17 protein-coding genes and 1 pseudogene are annotated in these 15,292 nt (G+C 65.2%); 6 read left to right on the forward strand and 12 right to left on the reverse strand.

Features of this window, described 5'->3' with window-relative positions:
• Positions 1-184: 184 nt before the first annotated feature.
• The 5 genes and pseudogenes from L1892_RS15570 to L1892_RS15590 form a co-directional block, all read right to left on the reverse strand.
• Complete coding sequence (locus tag L1892_RS15570; protein ID WP_235724523.1) at positions 185-475, reverse strand: putative quinol monooxygenase; 291 nt, start codon at positions 473-475, stop codon at positions 185-187.
• On the reverse strand, positions 472-774 hold the full coding sequence (locus tag L1892_RS15575; protein WP_235724524.1) for a HigA family addiction module antitoxin: 303 nt from the start codon (positions 772-774) through the stop codon (positions 472-474). The genes L1892_RS15570 and L1892_RS15575 overlap by 4 nt, the downstream gene beginning before the upstream one ends.
• Positions 761-919, reverse strand: a pseudogene (locus L1892_RS15580) (type II toxin-antitoxin system RelE/ParE family toxin); the annotation flags it as partial. The pseudogene L1892_RS15580 and the gene L1892_RS15575, both read right to left, overlap by 14 nt.
• A gap of 41 nt (positions 920-960) precedes the next feature.
• Entirely contained in the window at positions 961-1,329 is a 369-nt protein-coding gene (locus L1892_RS15585) for a type II toxin-antitoxin system VapC family toxin (RefSeq protein ID WP_235724526.1), read from the reverse strand.
• On the reverse strand, positions 1,326-1,523 hold the full coding sequence (locus L1892_RS15590) for a type II toxin-antitoxin system VapB family antitoxin (protein WP_235724527.1): 198 nt from the start codon (positions 1,521-1,523) through the stop codon (positions 1,326-1,328). The genes L1892_RS15585 and L1892_RS15590 overlap by 4 nt, the downstream gene beginning before the upstream one ends.
• 303 nt (positions 1,524-1,826) lie before the next feature.
• Between L1892_RS15590 and L1892_RS15595 the strand changes: the two genes are divergently transcribed.
• On the forward strand, positions 1,827-2,000 hold the full coding sequence (locus tag L1892_RS15595) for a hypothetical protein (RefSeq protein ID WP_235724528.1): 174 nt from the start codon (positions 1,827-1,829) through the stop codon (positions 1,998-2,000).
• 81 nt (positions 2,001-2,081) lie between these two features.
• Here the strand turns inward: L1892_RS15595 and L1892_RS15600 are convergent, their stop codons facing one another.
• The gene (locus tag L1892_RS15600; protein ID WP_235724529.1) at positions 2,082-3,242 is read right to left on the reverse strand and encodes a hypothetical protein; all 1,161 of its coding nucleotides are present in this window, start codon (positions 3,240-3,242) and stop codon (positions 2,082-2,084) included.
• A 289-nt stretch (positions 3,243-3,531) separates the two neighbouring features.
• Between L1892_RS15600 and L1892_RS15605 the strand changes: the two genes are divergently transcribed.
• On the forward strand, positions 3,532-5,139 hold the full coding sequence (locus tag L1892_RS15605) for an LA2681 family HEPN domain-containing protein (protein WP_235724530.1): 1,608 nt from the start codon (positions 3,532-3,534) through the stop codon (positions 5,137-5,139).
• Between the two features lie 53 nt (positions 5,140-5,192).
• On the opposite strand, the gene ychF is transcribed toward L1892_RS15605, so the two are convergent.
• The 3 genes from ychF to L1892_RS15620 form a co-directional block, all read right to left on the reverse strand.
• A complete protein-coding gene (gene ychF, locus L1892_RS15610; RefSeq protein WP_235724531.1) occupies positions 5,193-6,272 on the reverse strand; it encodes a redox-regulated ATPase YchF in 1,080 nt (359 codons plus the stop codon).
• Between the two features lie 144 nt (positions 6,273-6,416).
• Entirely contained in the window at positions 6,417-7,697 is a 1,281-nt protein-coding gene (locus tag L1892_RS15615) for an AI-2E family transporter (RefSeq protein WP_268900363.1), read from the reverse strand.
• A 48-nt stretch (positions 7,698-7,745) separates the two neighbouring features.
• Entirely contained in the window at positions 7,746-8,126 is a 381-nt protein-coding gene (locus L1892_RS15620; protein ID WP_235724533.1) for a hypothetical protein, read from the reverse strand.
• 119 nt (positions 8,127-8,245) lie between these two features.
• Between L1892_RS15620 and L1892_RS15625 the strand changes: the two genes are divergently transcribed.
• Genes L1892_RS15625 through L1892_RS15640 form a run of 4 tightly spaced genes read left to right on the forward strand, consistent with a single transcriptional unit; the run spans position 8,246 to position 12,954 of the window.
• The gene (locus tag L1892_RS15625) at positions 8,246-10,003 is read left to right on the forward strand and encodes an Ada metal-binding domain-containing protein (RefSeq protein WP_235724534.1); all 1,758 of its coding nucleotides are present in this window, start codon (positions 8,246-8,248) and stop codon (positions 10,001-10,003) included.
• Positions 10,000-10,542, forward strand: coding sequence for a methylated-DNA--[protein]-cysteine S-methyltransferase (locus L1892_RS15630; protein WP_235724535.1), 543 nt, complete (start codon positions 10,000-10,002; stop codon positions 10,540-10,542). Before L1892_RS15625 ends, L1892_RS15630 begins: the two co-directional genes overlap by 4 nt.
• Positions 10,543-10,568: 26 nt before the next feature.
• Positions 10,569-11,774 (forward strand): DNA recombination protein RmuC, encoded by a 1,206-nt coding sequence (locus L1892_RS15635; RefSeq protein ID WP_235724536.1) that lies wholly within the window; start codon positions 10,569-10,571, stop codon positions 11,772-11,774.
• Between the two features lie 34 nt (positions 11,775-11,808).
• The gene (locus L1892_RS15640; protein ID WP_235724537.1) at positions 11,809-12,954 is read left to right on the forward strand and encodes a DUF6542 domain-containing protein; all 1,146 of its coding nucleotides are present in this window, start codon (positions 11,809-11,811) and stop codon (positions 12,952-12,954) included.
• Positions 12,955-12,969: 15 nt separating this feature from the next.
• Here L1892_RS15640 and L1892_RS15645 read toward each other — a convergent pair whose 3' ends face one another.
• The 3 genes from L1892_RS15645 to L1892_RS15655 are packed head-to-tail and all read right to left on the reverse strand — an operon-like array spanning position 12,970 to position 15,272.
• The gene (locus L1892_RS15645; protein WP_235724538.1) at positions 12,970-13,554 is read right to left on the reverse strand and encodes a nucleosidase; all 585 of its coding nucleotides are present in this window, start codon (positions 13,552-13,554) and stop codon (positions 12,970-12,972) included.
• Entirely contained in the window at positions 13,551-14,339 is a 789-nt protein-coding gene (locus L1892_RS15650) for a fructosamine kinase family protein (protein ID WP_235724539.1), read from the reverse strand. Before L1892_RS15650 ends, L1892_RS15645 begins: the two co-directional genes overlap by 4 nt.
• Positions 14,340-15,272, reverse strand: coding sequence for an SDR family oxidoreductase (locus tag L1892_RS15655; RefSeq protein WP_235724540.1), 933 nt, complete (start codon positions 15,270-15,272; stop codon positions 14,340-14,342). It abuts the gene before it with no gap.
• Positions 15,273-15,292 lie beyond the last annotated feature (20 nt).

The raw sequence follows: 15,292 nt of genomic DNA on the forward strand, positions 1-15,292 counted from the left end.
CCCTCCGAAGCGGAAGGTGCGAGACGCTCGATCGGGCCGGATTCCACGAGTGCGCTGCGCCTACTGCGGGAACGAAACTCGATCCACCCGCCAAGACATCTAGGGGCGATTCATAACCGCAGGTGGCGAGCGATCTTAGACATTGAACCGAAATTCGACCGGTTTGCGCGACCGATAACGTGCGTCAGCCGCCTTCCCCGATCGTGACCGAGTACCGGCGTTCTATGCCGACCGTGGCGCGGCCCCACTCGCTCTCCGCAACTCGACCCTGGTGGAAGGCAAACGCGGACTCGTCGGCAAATCTCTCGGCAACCCGCCAGACCAATGGATCGTTGGTCCGATCGACATCGAAGGACAAGCAACCCGGCTCGCATCGGGTCAGTTCGAGGTGACGGCGCAAGTGCCGTTCGACAACGTCAGCCTCGTTGGAGTTCGCACAGACGAGATGACCCGTAAGGACGACCTCGCCCGTCATGCCGACTGCAGCGGAATGATCGCATCAATCTGCTCGGCGGCACGGTCCTCGGCGAGGTCAAGGTCGTAATGCGACTGCAAATTGAGCCAGAATTGAGCCGACGTGCCAAAGTACTTCCCGAGTCGCAAGGCCGTGTCAGCGGTGATCGCACGCTTGCCGTGCACGATCTCGTTGATGCGGCGCGGAGGCACACCGATTGACACTGCCAACCTGTTCTGCGTGATGCCGAAACCCTCGATGAAGTCCTCCATGAGGACTTCCCCTGGATGGATCGGCGCGATCTTGTCAGTGGTAGTCAACGATCTCCACCTCCTCCGGCCCAGTGTCCGCCCAGACGAAGCAGATTCGCCACTGGTCATTGATTCTGATGCTGTGTTGTCCCGCCCGATCACCTTTCAGCGCTTCGAGCCGGTTCCCGGGTGGGACCCTGAGGTCGTCGAGCGACTTTAAACCTGAACTCGACCGGATCACGCGACCAATGAACATCACTCGACCGCGGCATCCACCCCGGCCTCCACGGACACCGCACTCAACCGCTTATCCCGTGTCCACAGCCGCCCGCCATCAACGAGAAGCACGGAGCCCAGCAGCCCTGCATCGACTGGACTCAATCCGCGACCCCAGAGTCGCCGGGTCTCGATGAGATGAAGCGACTCCGCATGAGTGAGAACGGGAAACTGGACGAGATTGCCGAGAAGGTCGATCACTGCCTCCCGGTTCGCGATCGATCCCATCGCGAGTTCCTCGGCGACCGTTGGGTGACAACTGATCTCACCGTCCCCGAGCAGAGCGGTCAACCGTTCGTTCTTGGTATGCAGATGGTCGATCCAGACCGACGTATCAACGAGGATCATCCGACCGACGAACGGCGACGCGGAGCAGCCGCGGCCGTAGGATCTGTGCCGCCGAGCGCAGCGAGGCGACGCGCACTCTCCATGCGGATCAACGCCTGCAACCCTTCGCGAATGAGCGCCGCTCTCTCATGAACCCCGGTCAGCTCGGCCGCCTTCGCCAGAAGCTCGTCGTCAAGGGTCACCGTCGTGCGCATGCCGCATCTCCAATCGCATCAAACTATGTCGTTGATGATGCCATGGGCTCGGTATTCTCGTCTCGCCACGTGACCCTGCCAGCCGAGATTCCGGTGCTCACTGGAACCGATATTCGTTGCGACCATTCAAGGACGGCGACGCTTCGCTGATCATCACGGCATCGCACGACCCGATGATCCCGATGATTTCATCGGTCCGCAGCTCCAGTTCCACCGAGACCCCCTTGCTTCATCCACCGTCAACATGACCGTCTCCCAACCGGCATCGGCTACCCGTTCGCGATTGCGACGACCGAGGCCGACGTGGCCGTCGGGCAGATCGGACTGTGGACGCGCGACATTTCCGAGGGTCGCGGGTCGACGGGCTACTGGTTCGCCGAAACACGTCGCATCCGTGGGTATTGGCAGCGTGTGGGGGCCGAACGCCGCGACATGTTCGTCTACAGCCAACTCGCCGAGCACACCGTGAGACGTTGAATCGGCACTCGACTACAAGTTGAACCGGAACTCGACAACGTTCCGTGAGTTGGTGCCATGTGAGCGGAAGCGTCGGTCCGTCTAATAGTCCATGTTGTCGATCATCTCCTGACGATAGGCATGAGCGTCTATCAGCTTCTCCAGGTCCCCGTGGGTATCGAGACTGTTACACACCTGGGCTATGAAATCCGCGTCGAACCGGATGTTCAGCCCCGAGTCGATCCACGCCATGGCGTGAGGAAGGGTCCTGACCAAGTAGGCGTCGATGTCATCGAATAGGTCGAATACCCCCGCGATACCATTCTCCGAGACCGGGTGGAACGAGAACAGTGGGCTGTCGCGAATGCTGGACATGCCAACCGGAAGAGCCCCAAGGCCCGGCGTGTGCAGGTACACAGTAGCGCCATGCCCCTTCTCGAAACCGCCATGCGAGTACGGGTTTCTCCATCGTTCGACGACTTCCACCAGTCGCTCCCGGAGCCTGGTCGCCTCCTGGTCGGAACTGTCGATGACTCTCTGCCACTTGTCGCCCCAGCGAGCGCCGATGATCTTGGTCAGATTGTCCGAACTCGGATCAAAGTCGCGGAACGGGAGCGCCAGGACAAAATCGTGTTCCAGCACGCTCAGATAGGCAGAGATCGCCGCCACGAGGTCGTGAGAGGCGTTCAGCGCCATGACATTCTTGCCCGAAACGTGACTCCACCACTTTCCGCCGTCCGGACTCTCACCGCTCTCGTTGACGTCCTCTACAAAGTCGGGTTTGATCGCCCGCTGGCGGAAGTAGTCGTAGGCACGACGTAGTTGCAGGTGTTGGTTGACCACCGTGACGTTTCCGGAGTTGAGCGTATCGCCGGCCGTCTCGGTCAGCATCGCTTCAACAGTTCGGACCGCTGAGGTCAGCTTCTTCAGGATCTGCCTCAGGACGGCATCCGCTTGATCTTCGGTGAGGTCGCCGCTGATGCGAAGCCTCAGGCCGAACTTCTGGTGCGCAAGGCTGCAGGGGTGCCCCTTGTATTGGAACAACACCCACCACGCGACCTTCTCCCACGGCCCTGAGTGAGGTATCCCGATGAGAGCCAGCGCATGCCGGAGCAACACAGGTACCGGCGCATCCTGTGGCGACACGTTCAAGGTGAAGGTGGGAAGTGCGCTGTCCTGATCTTCGGCGAGAACGGGAGCACTGAAATCCCTCAGTGCGGTGGTGGACAGATACTCTCCTGCAGCTTCAGCCGGTGTCGACACGCAAAGAACGATGCCAGACGACTCGATCGAAAGCTGCGCAAATACTGCGTCCTCCCGGGATTCGCGTAGCCTGGGCGATAGAGGATCTGACGGAGTTCAAGCAGTGAACCCCTGAGCGCTTACTCAGGGTCGCGAAGCACGTCGCTTTGGTCTGGAACATCGTGCAAGCGTCAACTGGAAATCCACTGGTGGCCGATGGCCGGATCATTTCGACGCCTTGCGCGTCGATCTACGGACCGAGCCGTCGTCGATGGCACGTCCGGCTCGCTCAATGATGCAGACTTCCCTCATGGACGAGCACGACCTGAGCCAGATCGAAAGCCTCACGATGTTCCTGTCCGACAAGGTCGACGAGGACCCGGAGAAGGCTGCAGGGATCATCACTGCGATTGTCGGCCAAGCATTCGGCGAACCGCCGGTGCTGACGTCGTTCACAGAAGCGGCTGTTCTCACGAACGCAGGCAGCGTCCTCATCAACTCGGGCGCTCGAACCGGCAACGGGAAGGACCTCGCGACTGGCGAGATGTGGATGCAAGCGGTTGTTGACTCAGGGTTTCTGAACGACGAGGAAAGGGAATCTGCGGCACTGTACAACCTGGCGAATAGCCGCCTTGCACTCACGGACATCGCTTACTCGGAAGCGCTGGCTGGCAAAGACTACGAGGAACGAATTCGAGCAGTTGCAAAGCACCGCATATCTGACAAGGACCGACTCCGCCGTGCCCGGGTTGAGTTGACGCGAGCGGCCGCGCTGACCGCACACCCAAGGCAGAAGGGCATGCGGCTTTGCAATCTGGCGAATGCTCTGGACCACTCTGGGAGATGGGTGGAAGCGTACGACGCCTACGTGCGCGCACTGGATGCTGACCGGGAGAACGGCGCTGCTGCAGGCAACGCGGCTGTGCTGATTGAGAGGGCCATCGCGAACGGTTGGGACTTCGACGGTCATCTCTGCTCGCTTTACGACCACTATCTCAGGCTGGCGAAGGCCAACCGGGCTGTGACGGTAGCGGTTGCAGGTGAGCGCGCTGCCGCCAAGTACGACGCAATGGAGATGTTGGGGAGTGACGAGCCAGTTTTTGAGCCACCTCACGAGGACGAGTATCGGGACTGGGTAACTCGTCACCGACTCGCATTGATTGCTGCACTTGAGGGAACTGGGCGTCAGTCGGGGGACGGTCGTTGGGACGCCATTGGGCTTACGTCCGTTACCGACGTCCGCAGTTCCTCCATGGCGCCGCGAATCTTCTCCATCCTTAACGTGCTGAAGGGCGACTTTCTGGTAGCACGACGTTTGGCATTCGAAGCGGAGAAGGTGCTGGATGAGACCGGCGGGTGGCATCTACACGACTCCGATACCGGCACCTATACCGACACACTCCAGTACGAGGTTCACGGCGAAGCCGTGTCAAAACTCGTTCTTGCACACCGCGCTGCGCTTGATGTCCTCGACAAGACCGCCGTCGCCGTCAACGACCACCTTGAGGTTGGAGACGACCCGACGAAGGTGTGGTTCCGCAAGTTCTGGTTCGAGGACAGACAATGCACCCGCCTAAGGGAGGCACTGGTCGCTCACGACGGGTTGAGCACTGCCGTCCTTTCTCTAGCAGAACTCGCCCTCGATATGGCACGCGGCGGGATGTACGAGCATGCACAAGACGTGCGCAACGCGGGTACGCACAGATTCATCACCGTCCATCAGGGGATGTCCGATATCGAGTCGAATCTCACGATGCAGGCAATAACGCTGCCGGGGATGCGGGAAGCATGCCACCAATCCCTAGCCGTTGCTCGGGCCGCCTTCATCTATCTTGTCGCACTGCTCGCGGTTCACGAGTCTCGAAGAGGCCAGCCGGGCGAGGCGATTGTCCCGATTGTCCTCCCCGATGCCATCTAATGCTCACACTCGAGCCACCCGTTCCACGCGGCCCGCTCAAGAGCGCTCAGATGTCATAACGAAAATCTAAATTCCACCACGTCTCCGTCGGCCATCACGTAGTCCTTGCCCTCCATACGCACCTTGCCGGCGGCCTTGGCGGCAGCCATCGTGCCGGCGGCATCGAGGTCGTCGAAGGACACGATCTCGGCCTTGATGAAGCCCTTCTCGAAGTCTGTGTGGATCACGCCGGCCGCCTTCGGTGCGGTGTCGCCACGGTGGATGGTCCAGGCACGCGACTCCTTGGGCCCCGCCGTCAGGTAGGTCTGCAGCCCGAGGGTGTGGAAACCGGCGCGGGCCAGCGAACGCAGGCCGGGTTCGTCCTGCCCGATGGAGTCGAGCAGTTCCTGCGCGTCTTCCTCGTCGAGTTCGAGGAGTTCGCTCTCCACCTTGGCGTCGAGGAACACCGCGTCCGCCGGGGCCACCGAATCACGGAGTTCCTGTTTGCGCGCGTCGTCGGTGAGGACGGACTCGTCGGCGTTGAATACGTAGAGGAACGGCTTGGCGGTCATCAGATGCAGTTCCCGGACCGCGGCCAGGTCGAACGAATCCTTCTGGGAGAACAGCGTCTTGCCCTCGTTCAGGATCTCCTGGGCCTTCTGCGCAGCCGCGACCGTCTCGGCGAGGTCCTTGTTCTTGCGGGCATCCTTCTCCATCCGCGGCAGCGCCTTCTCGATCGTCTGCAGGTCGGCGAGGATCAGTTCGGTCTCGATGATGCCGATGTCGGCGAGCGGATCGACGCGGCCGTCCACGTGCACGACGTCATCGTCGGCGAAGACGCGCACCACTTGGCAGATGGCGTCGGCCTCGCGGATGTTGGCGAGGAACTGGTTGCCCATCCCCTCCCCCTCAGACGCCCCCTTGACGATGCCGGCGATGTCGACGAACGACACCGTGGCGGGCAGGATGCGCTCGCTGGAATGGATCTCGGCCAGCCGATTGAGGCGCGGATCGGGCAGTTCGACCACGCCGACGTTGGGTTCGATGGTGGCGAACGGATAGTTGGCCGCCAGCACGTCGTTACGGGTCAGTGCATTGAACAGGGTCGACTTGCCGACGTTGGGAAGCCCGACGATTCCGAGGGTGAGACTCACGGGCGTCCAGTCTATCGGCATCGGGATCGAGCGTCGGCGAGGGCATGGACGGGTCCGCGCTCGCACCGCGATCTGTCGGCGACATTCGGGGTTCTGTCGGCGACATTCGGGGTTCCGTCGGCGGGATTGCGGGTTCTGTCGGCGCTACTTCTCGGTGGAGGTGCCCGGATCGTCGACCGGCGCGTCATCGGCGGGTTCGTCGTCGGGGACGCCGATGTGCGCGGTGACCGGCGTGCTGTGCGGCGCCAGGGCCTCGCCGGCACGTTCGGCGATCTGCTCGTTGAGATAGCGCAACACCACAGCCAGTGCTGCGGCGGCGGGCACCGCGAGAAACGCGCCCGTGATACCGAAGAGGGTGCCGCCCAGGGTCACCGACAGCAGCACGATCACCGCATGCAGATCCATCGACTTCGACTGCAGCCACGGCTGCAGCACATTCCCCTCGAGCTGCTGCACCGCCAGGATGATGCCGAGCACGATGAGCGCAGTGGTCAAGCCGTTGGACACCAGCGCGATCAACACCGCCAGGGCCCCCGCGACGAACGCACCGACGATCGGGATGAAACCGCCGAGGAACGTGATCACCATCAGCACCGCGGCCAGTGGCACGCCGAGGATGAACAACCCGGCACCGATCAGGGCCGCGTCGACGAAACTGACGATCGCCTGCGTACGGATGAAACCGCCGAGGGTGGTCCACATCCGCAGCAGCACCTCGCCGATGTGCGCGCCCGAGGGCCTGCCGACGGTCCGGTCGAGCCACGGGAGGAACTTCGGGCCGTCTTTGAGGAAGAAGAACACCAGGATCAACGTGGTGAACAGGGTGACGAGAATCGACGTCGCGGTCCCGACGCCGCTGAACACACCGGCAGCGATCGTCGACGCGCTGGACTGCAACCGCTGGACCACCGTGTCGACGATGTTGTTGAGTTGCTCGTCCTGGACGTTGAACGGCGGACCCTGAACCCAGTCCTGCAGCTGCCGCACACCGTCGGTGGCGCGAGATGCGAACTCGGGCGCCTGATCCACGATCGACGGCACGATCAGACTGACCACGCCGGCCAGCACCCCGAATCCCAGCAACATCATCACCAGCGCGGCAACCACTCCCGGAACACCGCGATTGCGCATCCACCGCGCCGGCGGCCACAGCACCGTGGAGACGATGATCGCGAAGAGCACCGGCAGCAGGATCACCCAGAGCTTGCCGATCACCCAGAGCAGTACCCAGAACGCCGCGACGACCAACACGAACTGCAGGCTCACGATCGACGTGGAGCGCAGTCCAGCCAACACGACCTGGACGCGAGTGGGATGCGACTGCGCCGGTGGCGTCGAGCCGGCGGAGCGCGTTGCGTCGGGATCGGGCGCACCCGATTCATCTGTCACGCCCAAATGGTCACATACTTGCCGGACGCACGACATGAACCGATGACGACGAGTCGCACCGCGCCGCGTACCCGGGCGGGTGGATCAGTGTCGCTTCAGTTTGCGCTCGAGGTACTTGACGAGTTCGTTCATCGCCTCGAGTTCCACGATGAGCGGCGACGGCGGTGGGAGTGCATCGTCGCGGCGGGCAGAATCGGAACGGGCCGTGTCGCAACGGGCAGCGTCGTCAACACACTGTCCATCGATCGCCGGTTCACGCCGCTCCGGCATGTGTACCCGGGACTGATCACGTCGTGCCCGTTGAGGGCGCACCCGCTCGTGTGATACCTCCTCCCGCGCGCATTCGCGTTGGATGGTCTCGGGCCCGTAAAGAGCCATCATGATCTCGAGCCCCCACGCAGGTAGTTCAGCCAAGGCGGGTTCGTGGTCACGTCGTCGTTGACGGCCACCGAACAGAGCGGTCATGAGCCATATCGTGCCAGCATTTGTTATCTGCGTCACTATTTTCTGGTTATTACGATGCACCAGATCGCCATGTCTGATTCCCGCCAGGATCGCACCGCCGACCGTGTCAGAGTGGATGGGTGACCACCACGATCGACTGTGCCGGCGTTCTCGATTTCGACAGCTGCTATCGCGCGGTCTCCGCACGCGACAGCCGGTTCGACGGCCAGTTCTTCATCGCCGTGCACACAACCGGGATCTACTGCCGACCGTCGTGTCCCGCCCGGACCCCCCACCGACAAAACGTGCACTTCGTGCTGACCGCAGCAGCCGCTCAGCAGCAGGGATATCGCGCGTGTCGCCGCTGCGCACCCGATGCCGTGCCCGGCTCACCGAGATGGAACACCCACGCCGACCTCTCCGCGCGGGCCATGCGTCTCATCGCCGACGGCGCCCTCGAACGCGGCGGCGTCGAGGAACTGGCCGCCCGCCTGGGCTACACATCCCGTCACCTCACCCGAGTGCTCACGACCGAACTCGGCGCCGGCCCGCTCGCGCTGGCCCGCGCCCATCGGGCGGGCACCGCGCGCGTGCTGATTCAGCGCACTGCCATGCCGATGGCCGACATCGCGTTTGCGTCCGGCTTTCGCAGTGTGCGGCAGTTCAACGACACCATCCGCGACGTTTTCGGTCTCACTCCGTCGCGCATGCGGTCACTGGGCGCGCCCGCGGCCGCCGGCCGCCCGTGCGCCATCGGCGAGGTGTCGCTCCGGCTTGCATATCGACCCCCACTGCACCTGCCGTGGTTACGTTGGTTTCTCGGTGCCCACCTGGTCGCCGGTCTCGAGACCATGTGGACCGGCAGTGACCCGTACGAGTGGCGGCACAGTCGCGCAGTCGACCTTCCACACGGCCCCGCTCTGGCCACCATCGAACCCGCCCCCGCACATGTCAACGTGCGCATCGAGCATCTCGACATGCGGGACCTGGGCGTCGCGGTCAACCGGGTTCGACGACTGCTCGACCTCGATGCCGACCCGCTCAGTACCGACGAGGCACTCGGCGCCGATCCCGACCTGGCCCGCCTGGTACGTACTGCTCCGGGGCTGCGCGTCCCGGGAACCATGGACTCCGCCGAAACTCTGATACGCACGATGATCGGGCAACAGATCAGTGTGGCGGCGGCGCGCCGTCATGTGGATCGGTTGGTCGACGAGCTCGGCCGCCCCGCGCCGTGGACATTGCGAGACGACTCGCTTACGGGGGTGGACCTTCGTGACGCTCGCAAGCTCGCTCCTCCAGGACCAGACGACGCCCGCACGCTCACTCCTCAGCGACCAGATGACGCTCGCACGCCCGCTCCTCCGGGACCAGGTGACGCCCGCAGGTTGTTCCCCACGCCGGCGGCGATCGCCGAGCACGGTCACACAGTCCTGGCCGGCCCACGTCGCCGCATCGACGCGATTGTGTCGACTGCAGCCGTGCTCGCCGACAACCGGATCGATCTGCACCCGGGCCGCGGTGCCGCCGACCTCCGCGCGGAGCTGTTGACGCTGCCCGGAATCGGCCCGTGGACCGCCGACTACGTGACGATGCGCGTGACCGGGAACCCCGACATCATGCTCGACCACGATCTCGTGGTGCGACGCGCCGCCGCCGACCTCGACCTGGACCTCCAGCACGGCCACACCGCATGGTCGCCGTGGCGTTCGTATGCGTCGATGCATCTGTGGCGATCCCGACTGTCGGTGTCTGAGCCGATACTGGGTGACCAGACAGCGGACACGTCGATGTTGCCGAAGGATTCCATGCGGGCCCCCTCACCGAGATCGCGGATGACGCGATCGATACCCGCTCGGCCGGGCCAACCGGTCGGCACTCTCGAAGGAGCACCATGACCGCAACCATCTCCCCCACCCACTCCGCGACGACGACCGCACGCCGGGCCTCGGTCTCGACCCCCGATGGCACCTTCACGGTGATCGCCGACGACGCCGACCGTGTCCTGGCATCGGGCTGGACCGAGGATGCGGATTACCTGATCGACCTCGTCCATCGATCGATCCGCCCCGTCGCTGTACTGCACACCGAGTCCCTCGGAACCGTCACCGACGCCGTCGACGCCTATTACGCCGGTGAGCCGACGCGACTCGATGCCATCGAGGTCCACCAGCGATCGGGGCCGTTTCTGGGTCGGACCTGGCCCGTGCTGCGGACGGTCGCCCCCGGCAAACCGGTCAGTTATGCACAACTGGCCGAACTCGCCGGCACACCCACCGCGATACGCGGCGCGGCGGCCGCCTGTTCGCGCAACGCCGCGGCATTGTTCGTCCCGTGTCACCGGGTGCTGCGCAGCGACGGCTCGCTCGGCGGGTTCCGGTACGGGCTCCCCGTCAAGCGGTCGTTACTCACGCGCGAGGGATACGCGACGGCCTGAGCGGTTTGTCGTACCCCTCGGCCACGATGGCGGCCATGAACATCTCTGTGGTCGCCGGCGTCATCGCCGGACTGATGGTCGGGCTGGTGATCGGATGGTTGGCGAGTGCGTCACGTTCCACCGCCGCACTCGCCGCCGCCCGCGCCGAACTCGATTCCGTGCGGTCCGCGCAGGATCTGACGGCGCGCGCGCTGTCTTCGGCCTCCGAGGACGCCGCCCGACGTCAGTCCTCGGCCATCGGCGGGCAGGTGGCTCACATCATCGACCCACTGCGCGGTCTGCTGGCACAAATGTCCGAGGAACTGCGCCGAACCGAGCATCACCGGATCAACGCCTACGCAGGTCTCAGCGAACAGGTGCGCGGTATGCATGCAGCGTCGGCACAACTCACCGACCAGACCCGGGCGTTGACGAATGCCCTGCACACGCCGCAGATCCGAGGGCGGTGGGGTGAGGTCCAGCTCGAACGTGTGGTGGAGCTCGCAGGCATGTCCCGACATTGCGACTTCGCCACGCAGGTGGGTGCCGACGGCACCGCAGGCTCGGTCCGGCCGGATATGGTGGTCCACCTCGCCGGAGGGCGCACCATCGTGGTGGACGCGAAAGTTCCGCTGCACGCATATCTCCGCGCTGTCGACACCGACGATCCGGACGAGATCGCGCGGCTGCACACCGAACACGGCCGCGCGTTGCGCAACCACATCACCCAGCTGGCGTCCAAGGCCTACTGGTCGGCCTTCGACAACACGCCGGAGATGGTGGTGCTGTTCGTGCCGAGCGACCCGGTCCTGGAGGCCGCGGTCCGGGCCGAGGGGGACCTGATCGAGTTCGGCTTCACCAAGAACGTGGTGCTGACCACGCCTGCCACCCTCGTCGCGCTTCTGCGCACCGTCGCCCTCGGTTGGCGCCACGACGCGATGGCCCGCGACGCGGCGACCATCCACCAACTGGGGACCGAACTGCACCATCGACTCGGCGGGGTGCTCGGCCACCTCGACCGGCTGGGCGGCTCGCTGCGTCGTGCGGTGGAATCGTTCAACTCCACCGTCGGCGCGGTGGACGCACGAGTAGGGGTCACAGCCCGCAAATTGGCCGAACTCGACGCTCTGCAGGGTGAGGCCGAACACACCGGCCCGACGCCCATCGACATCACGATTCGCAGCGCTGGAGGCGTGCGGACCAGCGCAGACTCCCCCAACGACGACCAATGGGCAACATCACCCGGCGGTTAACGGATTTCTGCGGTCGACCCGGTACCGTCTAGATGTGTCTTCTGCCCAACAGCGTTCAGCGGTGCCGCTGGATCAGCAGTCCGTGCTGCCCACGGTCCGCGGAGTTCCCTGGTGGGGCGCCGTGTTGGTGGCCACGGTCATTGCCGGCATCGGAGCAGCGATCGACGCGAGCAATACCGACGGGCTCGGTGCCGTGTTCAAGTTCTGCTACCTGGTCGGATGTGTGAGTGCCGCACTGGCCGTCCGGCGCCGGGCCCTGTTCACCGCCGCGGCGCAGCCTCCGTTGATCGCATTCCTCGTCGGGGTCATCACCCTCTACGGGTTGAACGCCGAACAGGCGTCGTCGGGCCTCAAGAGCCTGATCTTCCAGGTGCTGCTGCCGATCGCGAACGACTTCCCGTGGATGGCGCTGACCTTCCTCGTCACGTTGGGTCTGGTGGTGGCCCGCTGGTACCTCACCCGAGATCGAGCCGCAGGCGACAAGAAACGACCCAGCGGCCCGGCGCGGCCCGCTGCTGCCAACGGCGCGAAGAGGTCATCCACCCGGACCGCCGGTCAGAGGCGGAGCAGCGCGAGGGCAGCGAAGGACACAGCCCCGTCGCAGTCCGGAACATCGAAGTCGGCAGCATCGAAGTCGGGGGCACGCGAGTCGGGGGCACCCGAGTCGAGCCGACCGGCCCCCGGCACGTCGAACACCACGCAATCGCGTGCGGCGCAATCTCGTGCGTCTCGACCAGGCACTCCGCCGGAAGGCGCCGACCGGTCGCAACGTTCAGCGGCTGCCAAGGCGTCGCGATCGGCAAAGCCCAGCTTGCGTCCGGACGACCCCACCCGTGACAGCGTCAGCCGACCCGACGCCACCGCGCGCACCGAACAGAGCCGGGTCAGCGCTACCGGCCCCACACGCAACGGCCACACACGCAACGGCGCCGTCCCGAACGGACGGCGTTCGACCGCCGGCGCGGTCTTCAGGGCCGGCGCGGGCGAGCAGATCGACGCGGTCGACGAGGTGATCGCGCCGGTGGCCGCACCCGCGCCCGCAACCACCGCGACGGCAGGCGAGGTCGCCGCGCGCGGACGCGTCCGCCCGGCCGCGGACGGGTATCCACGGTACGAATCGGCCACCGGACGAGCCCCGACCGCGCAATATCGGTCCACGCGCGCCCGCAACCGCGGCTGATCGCCGGGTCGGCGTTCAGCCGATCGCAGCAGCCCCCGCACACCACTCGCCGAGCCGGCGCGCCGCCGCGTCGACCACCGATGGCCAGTCCATCGCCGACTCGTCGGCGGCATCGCTGACGATCTTGACCATGCGGCATGGGATGCCGAAATCGGCGGCGACATGTGCCACCGCAGCACCCTCCATGTCCACGAGGTCGGCGTGGCGGGCGAGGACGTCGCGGCGCACCGGATCGGCCACGAATGTGTCGCCCGAGGCCAGCACCGTGCCGTCCCCGTCGGGCAGCTCCCACCGGTCGACCAGCGGGTAGCCCATCGCGCGCAACTCCGTTGCGGATATGTCGTGTTCGATCACGACCGATGGGAAGAAGATGCCGGTGTGTTGGGCGCGCAGCGCACCTGCCGTGCCGATGCTGATCAGTTGCCGAATCGGTTGTCGGCCGTCGCGCTCGGCCTCCACCAGCGCCCGGGTCAGCGTGGTCGCCGCGCGCACCTTGCCGATTCCGGTTACGAGCACGCGGGCGTCGGCCGGTAGGTGGTGCGCCTCGGCGCGCGTGGCGGCCACCAGCAGGGTCGAACGATCGAAGGGGTCTGTCGTCACGCAGCAGAACTTAGCGGGCCCGCTGGGCAAGCGCGACACACGTGGCGGGCGGCGCGGCCCAACGCGCTGCCGTAGGAGGGACCGTGACCGGCCGCGTGCACGGCCAGCGGGTGCAGTTGATGAAGTGGCACGCGCTGCTCCCATCCCGGCCGCAATGCATGTGTGTCCTGATAGCCGGTGATGACGACGTCGAGATGCGGACAACCGAAGAGCGCCAGCATCGCCAGATCGGTTTCGCGGTGGCCGCCGTGCGCAGCCGGATCGATCAGCACCACACCCGACGGAGTCCAGATGACATTCCCGTTCCACAGATCGCCATGGATACGGGCCGGCGGATCCGTGTCGTCGAAGGCACCGGCGGCGATCAACTCGCAGGCGTGCCGCGTGGCTGCGGCATCGTCGGATCGCAGATTGCCGGCATCGATGGCCGGCGCCAGGTACGGCAGCACTCGTTCCGCGGCGTAGAACTCCCCCCACCGATCATGGGTGTGCGAACTCAGTCGGCGCTCACCGATGTACTGCTTGCCGGTATGCCCGGCGGGCGGCGTGCCGAACCGGGGTGCCCCCGCGTCATGCATGCCGGCCAGCGCGGCGCCGAACTCTCGGGCGGCGTGCACGGTCGGTGGGGAGGAGTCGAGGTGGGCCAACGCGATGAAGTCGTCGCCCACATCGAGGACGTCGACGACCGGACCGCCGCCCTCGCGTAACCATCGCAGACCGGCCGCCTCCGCGCGGAAGAAGTCGCGATCGACGTCGGTACGTTGCTTGCGGTGTGTCGTCGGCATCTACGGTGTCGCGTCGGAGCCGTCGGGGGCGCTGGTACGGGAGCTCGACTCGGGCGAGCTGATCCGGGCCAGACGGTCGAAGCGGTCGTTGGCCACACGCATGACGATCTCGTAGGGCAACGCGAACTTGCGTGCCCACCAGTAGCCGAAGCGGACATCGAACGAGGTGTAGACGAGGAAACGGTTGCGCCGCACACCGGCCAGGATCGCCTGGGCGGCCTTTTCCGGACTCACCGCGACCTTGTGGAAATTCGCCACCGCAGCTTTGACACGAGGATCGGTGCGGTCGACGCCCACGATGTCCACGGTGTCCACCAACGGTGTGTCGACACCGCCCGGGCAGACCAGTGACACGCCGATGCCGTGGCGTCGCAGGTCGAAACGCAGGACCTCCGACATGCCCCGCACCCCAAACTTGCTGGCGCTGTACGCCGCATGCCACGGGAAGGCCAACAGCCCCGCCGCCGACGACACGTTGACCAGGTGCCCACCTGCACCTCGCCGGATCATCTGTGGCACAAAGCTCTCGATGACGTGAATGGGACCCATCAGGTTGACGTCGACCATCGTGCGCCAGTGTCGGTGTTCGAGGTTGTCGACCGTGCCCCACGCGGAGACGCCGGCGATGTTCATCACGACGTCCATCACGCCGACCTCCGCGTCGACCTGACGAGCGAATGTCGACACCCACTGATGATCGGAGATGTCACCGGCCTGGTGATAGACGACCTCGCCACCGGAGGTGTTGATGCGCTTGACCACGTCGTCGAGCGCATCGGCGTGCAGGTCGGTCAGCACCAGCTGTGCACCGTCGCGGGCGGCCGCTTCGGCGGTGGCGCGCCCGATCCCGCTGGCGGCACCGGTGATCAGGACCGTCCGGCCGCCGAGCGTGGGTACCGGCGTCTTCATCACGAGCAGGTCCTTGATCCCCATGGCCCCACCATAGTTGCGGT

This window comes from Gordonia tangerina (assembly GCF_021556435.1).
Taxonomy (GTDB): domain Bacteria; phylum Actinomycetota; class Actinomycetes; order Mycobacteriales; family Mycobacteriaceae; genus Gordonia; species Gordonia tangerina.

Coding starts and splice junctions, on each gene's coding strand:
- L1892_RS15585 (WP_235724526.1), bottom strand. CDS start 1,329: ATGATCCTCGTTGATACGTCGGTCTGGATCGACCATCTGCATACCAAG.
- L1892_RS15635 (WP_235724536.1), top strand. CDS start 10,569: ATGGCGGCCATGAACATCTCTGTGGTCGCCGGCGTCATCGCCGGACTG.
- L1892_RS15620 (WP_235724533.1), bottom strand. CDS start 8,126: ATGACCGCTCTGTTCGGTGGCCGTCAACGACGACGTGACCACGAACCC.
- L1892_RS15570 (WP_235724523.1), bottom strand. CDS start 475: ATGACGGGCGAGGTCGTCCTTACGGGTCATCTCGTCTGTGCGAACTCC.
- L1892_RS15655 (WP_235724540.1), bottom strand. CDS start 15,272: ATGGGGATCAAGGACCTGCTCGTGATGAAGACGCCGGTACCCACGCTC.
- L1892_RS15590 (WP_235724527.1), bottom strand. CDS start 1,523: ATGCGCACGACGGTGACCCTTGACGACGAGCTTCTGGCGAAGGCGGCC.
- L1892_RS15650 (WP_235724539.1), bottom strand. CDS start 14,339: ATGCCGACGACACACCGCAAGCAACGTACCGACGTCGATCGCGACTTC.
- L1892_RS15615 (WP_268900363.1), bottom strand. CDS start 7,697: ATGTCGTGCGTCCGGCAAGTATGTGACCATTTGGGCGTGACAGATGAA.
- L1892_RS15605 (WP_235724530.1), top strand. CDS start 3,532: ATGGACGAGCACGACCTGAGCCAGATCGAAAGCCTCACGATGTTCCTG.
- L1892_RS15630 (WP_235724535.1), top strand. CDS start 10,000: ATGACCGCAACCATCTCCCCCACCCACTCCGCGACGACGACCGCACGC.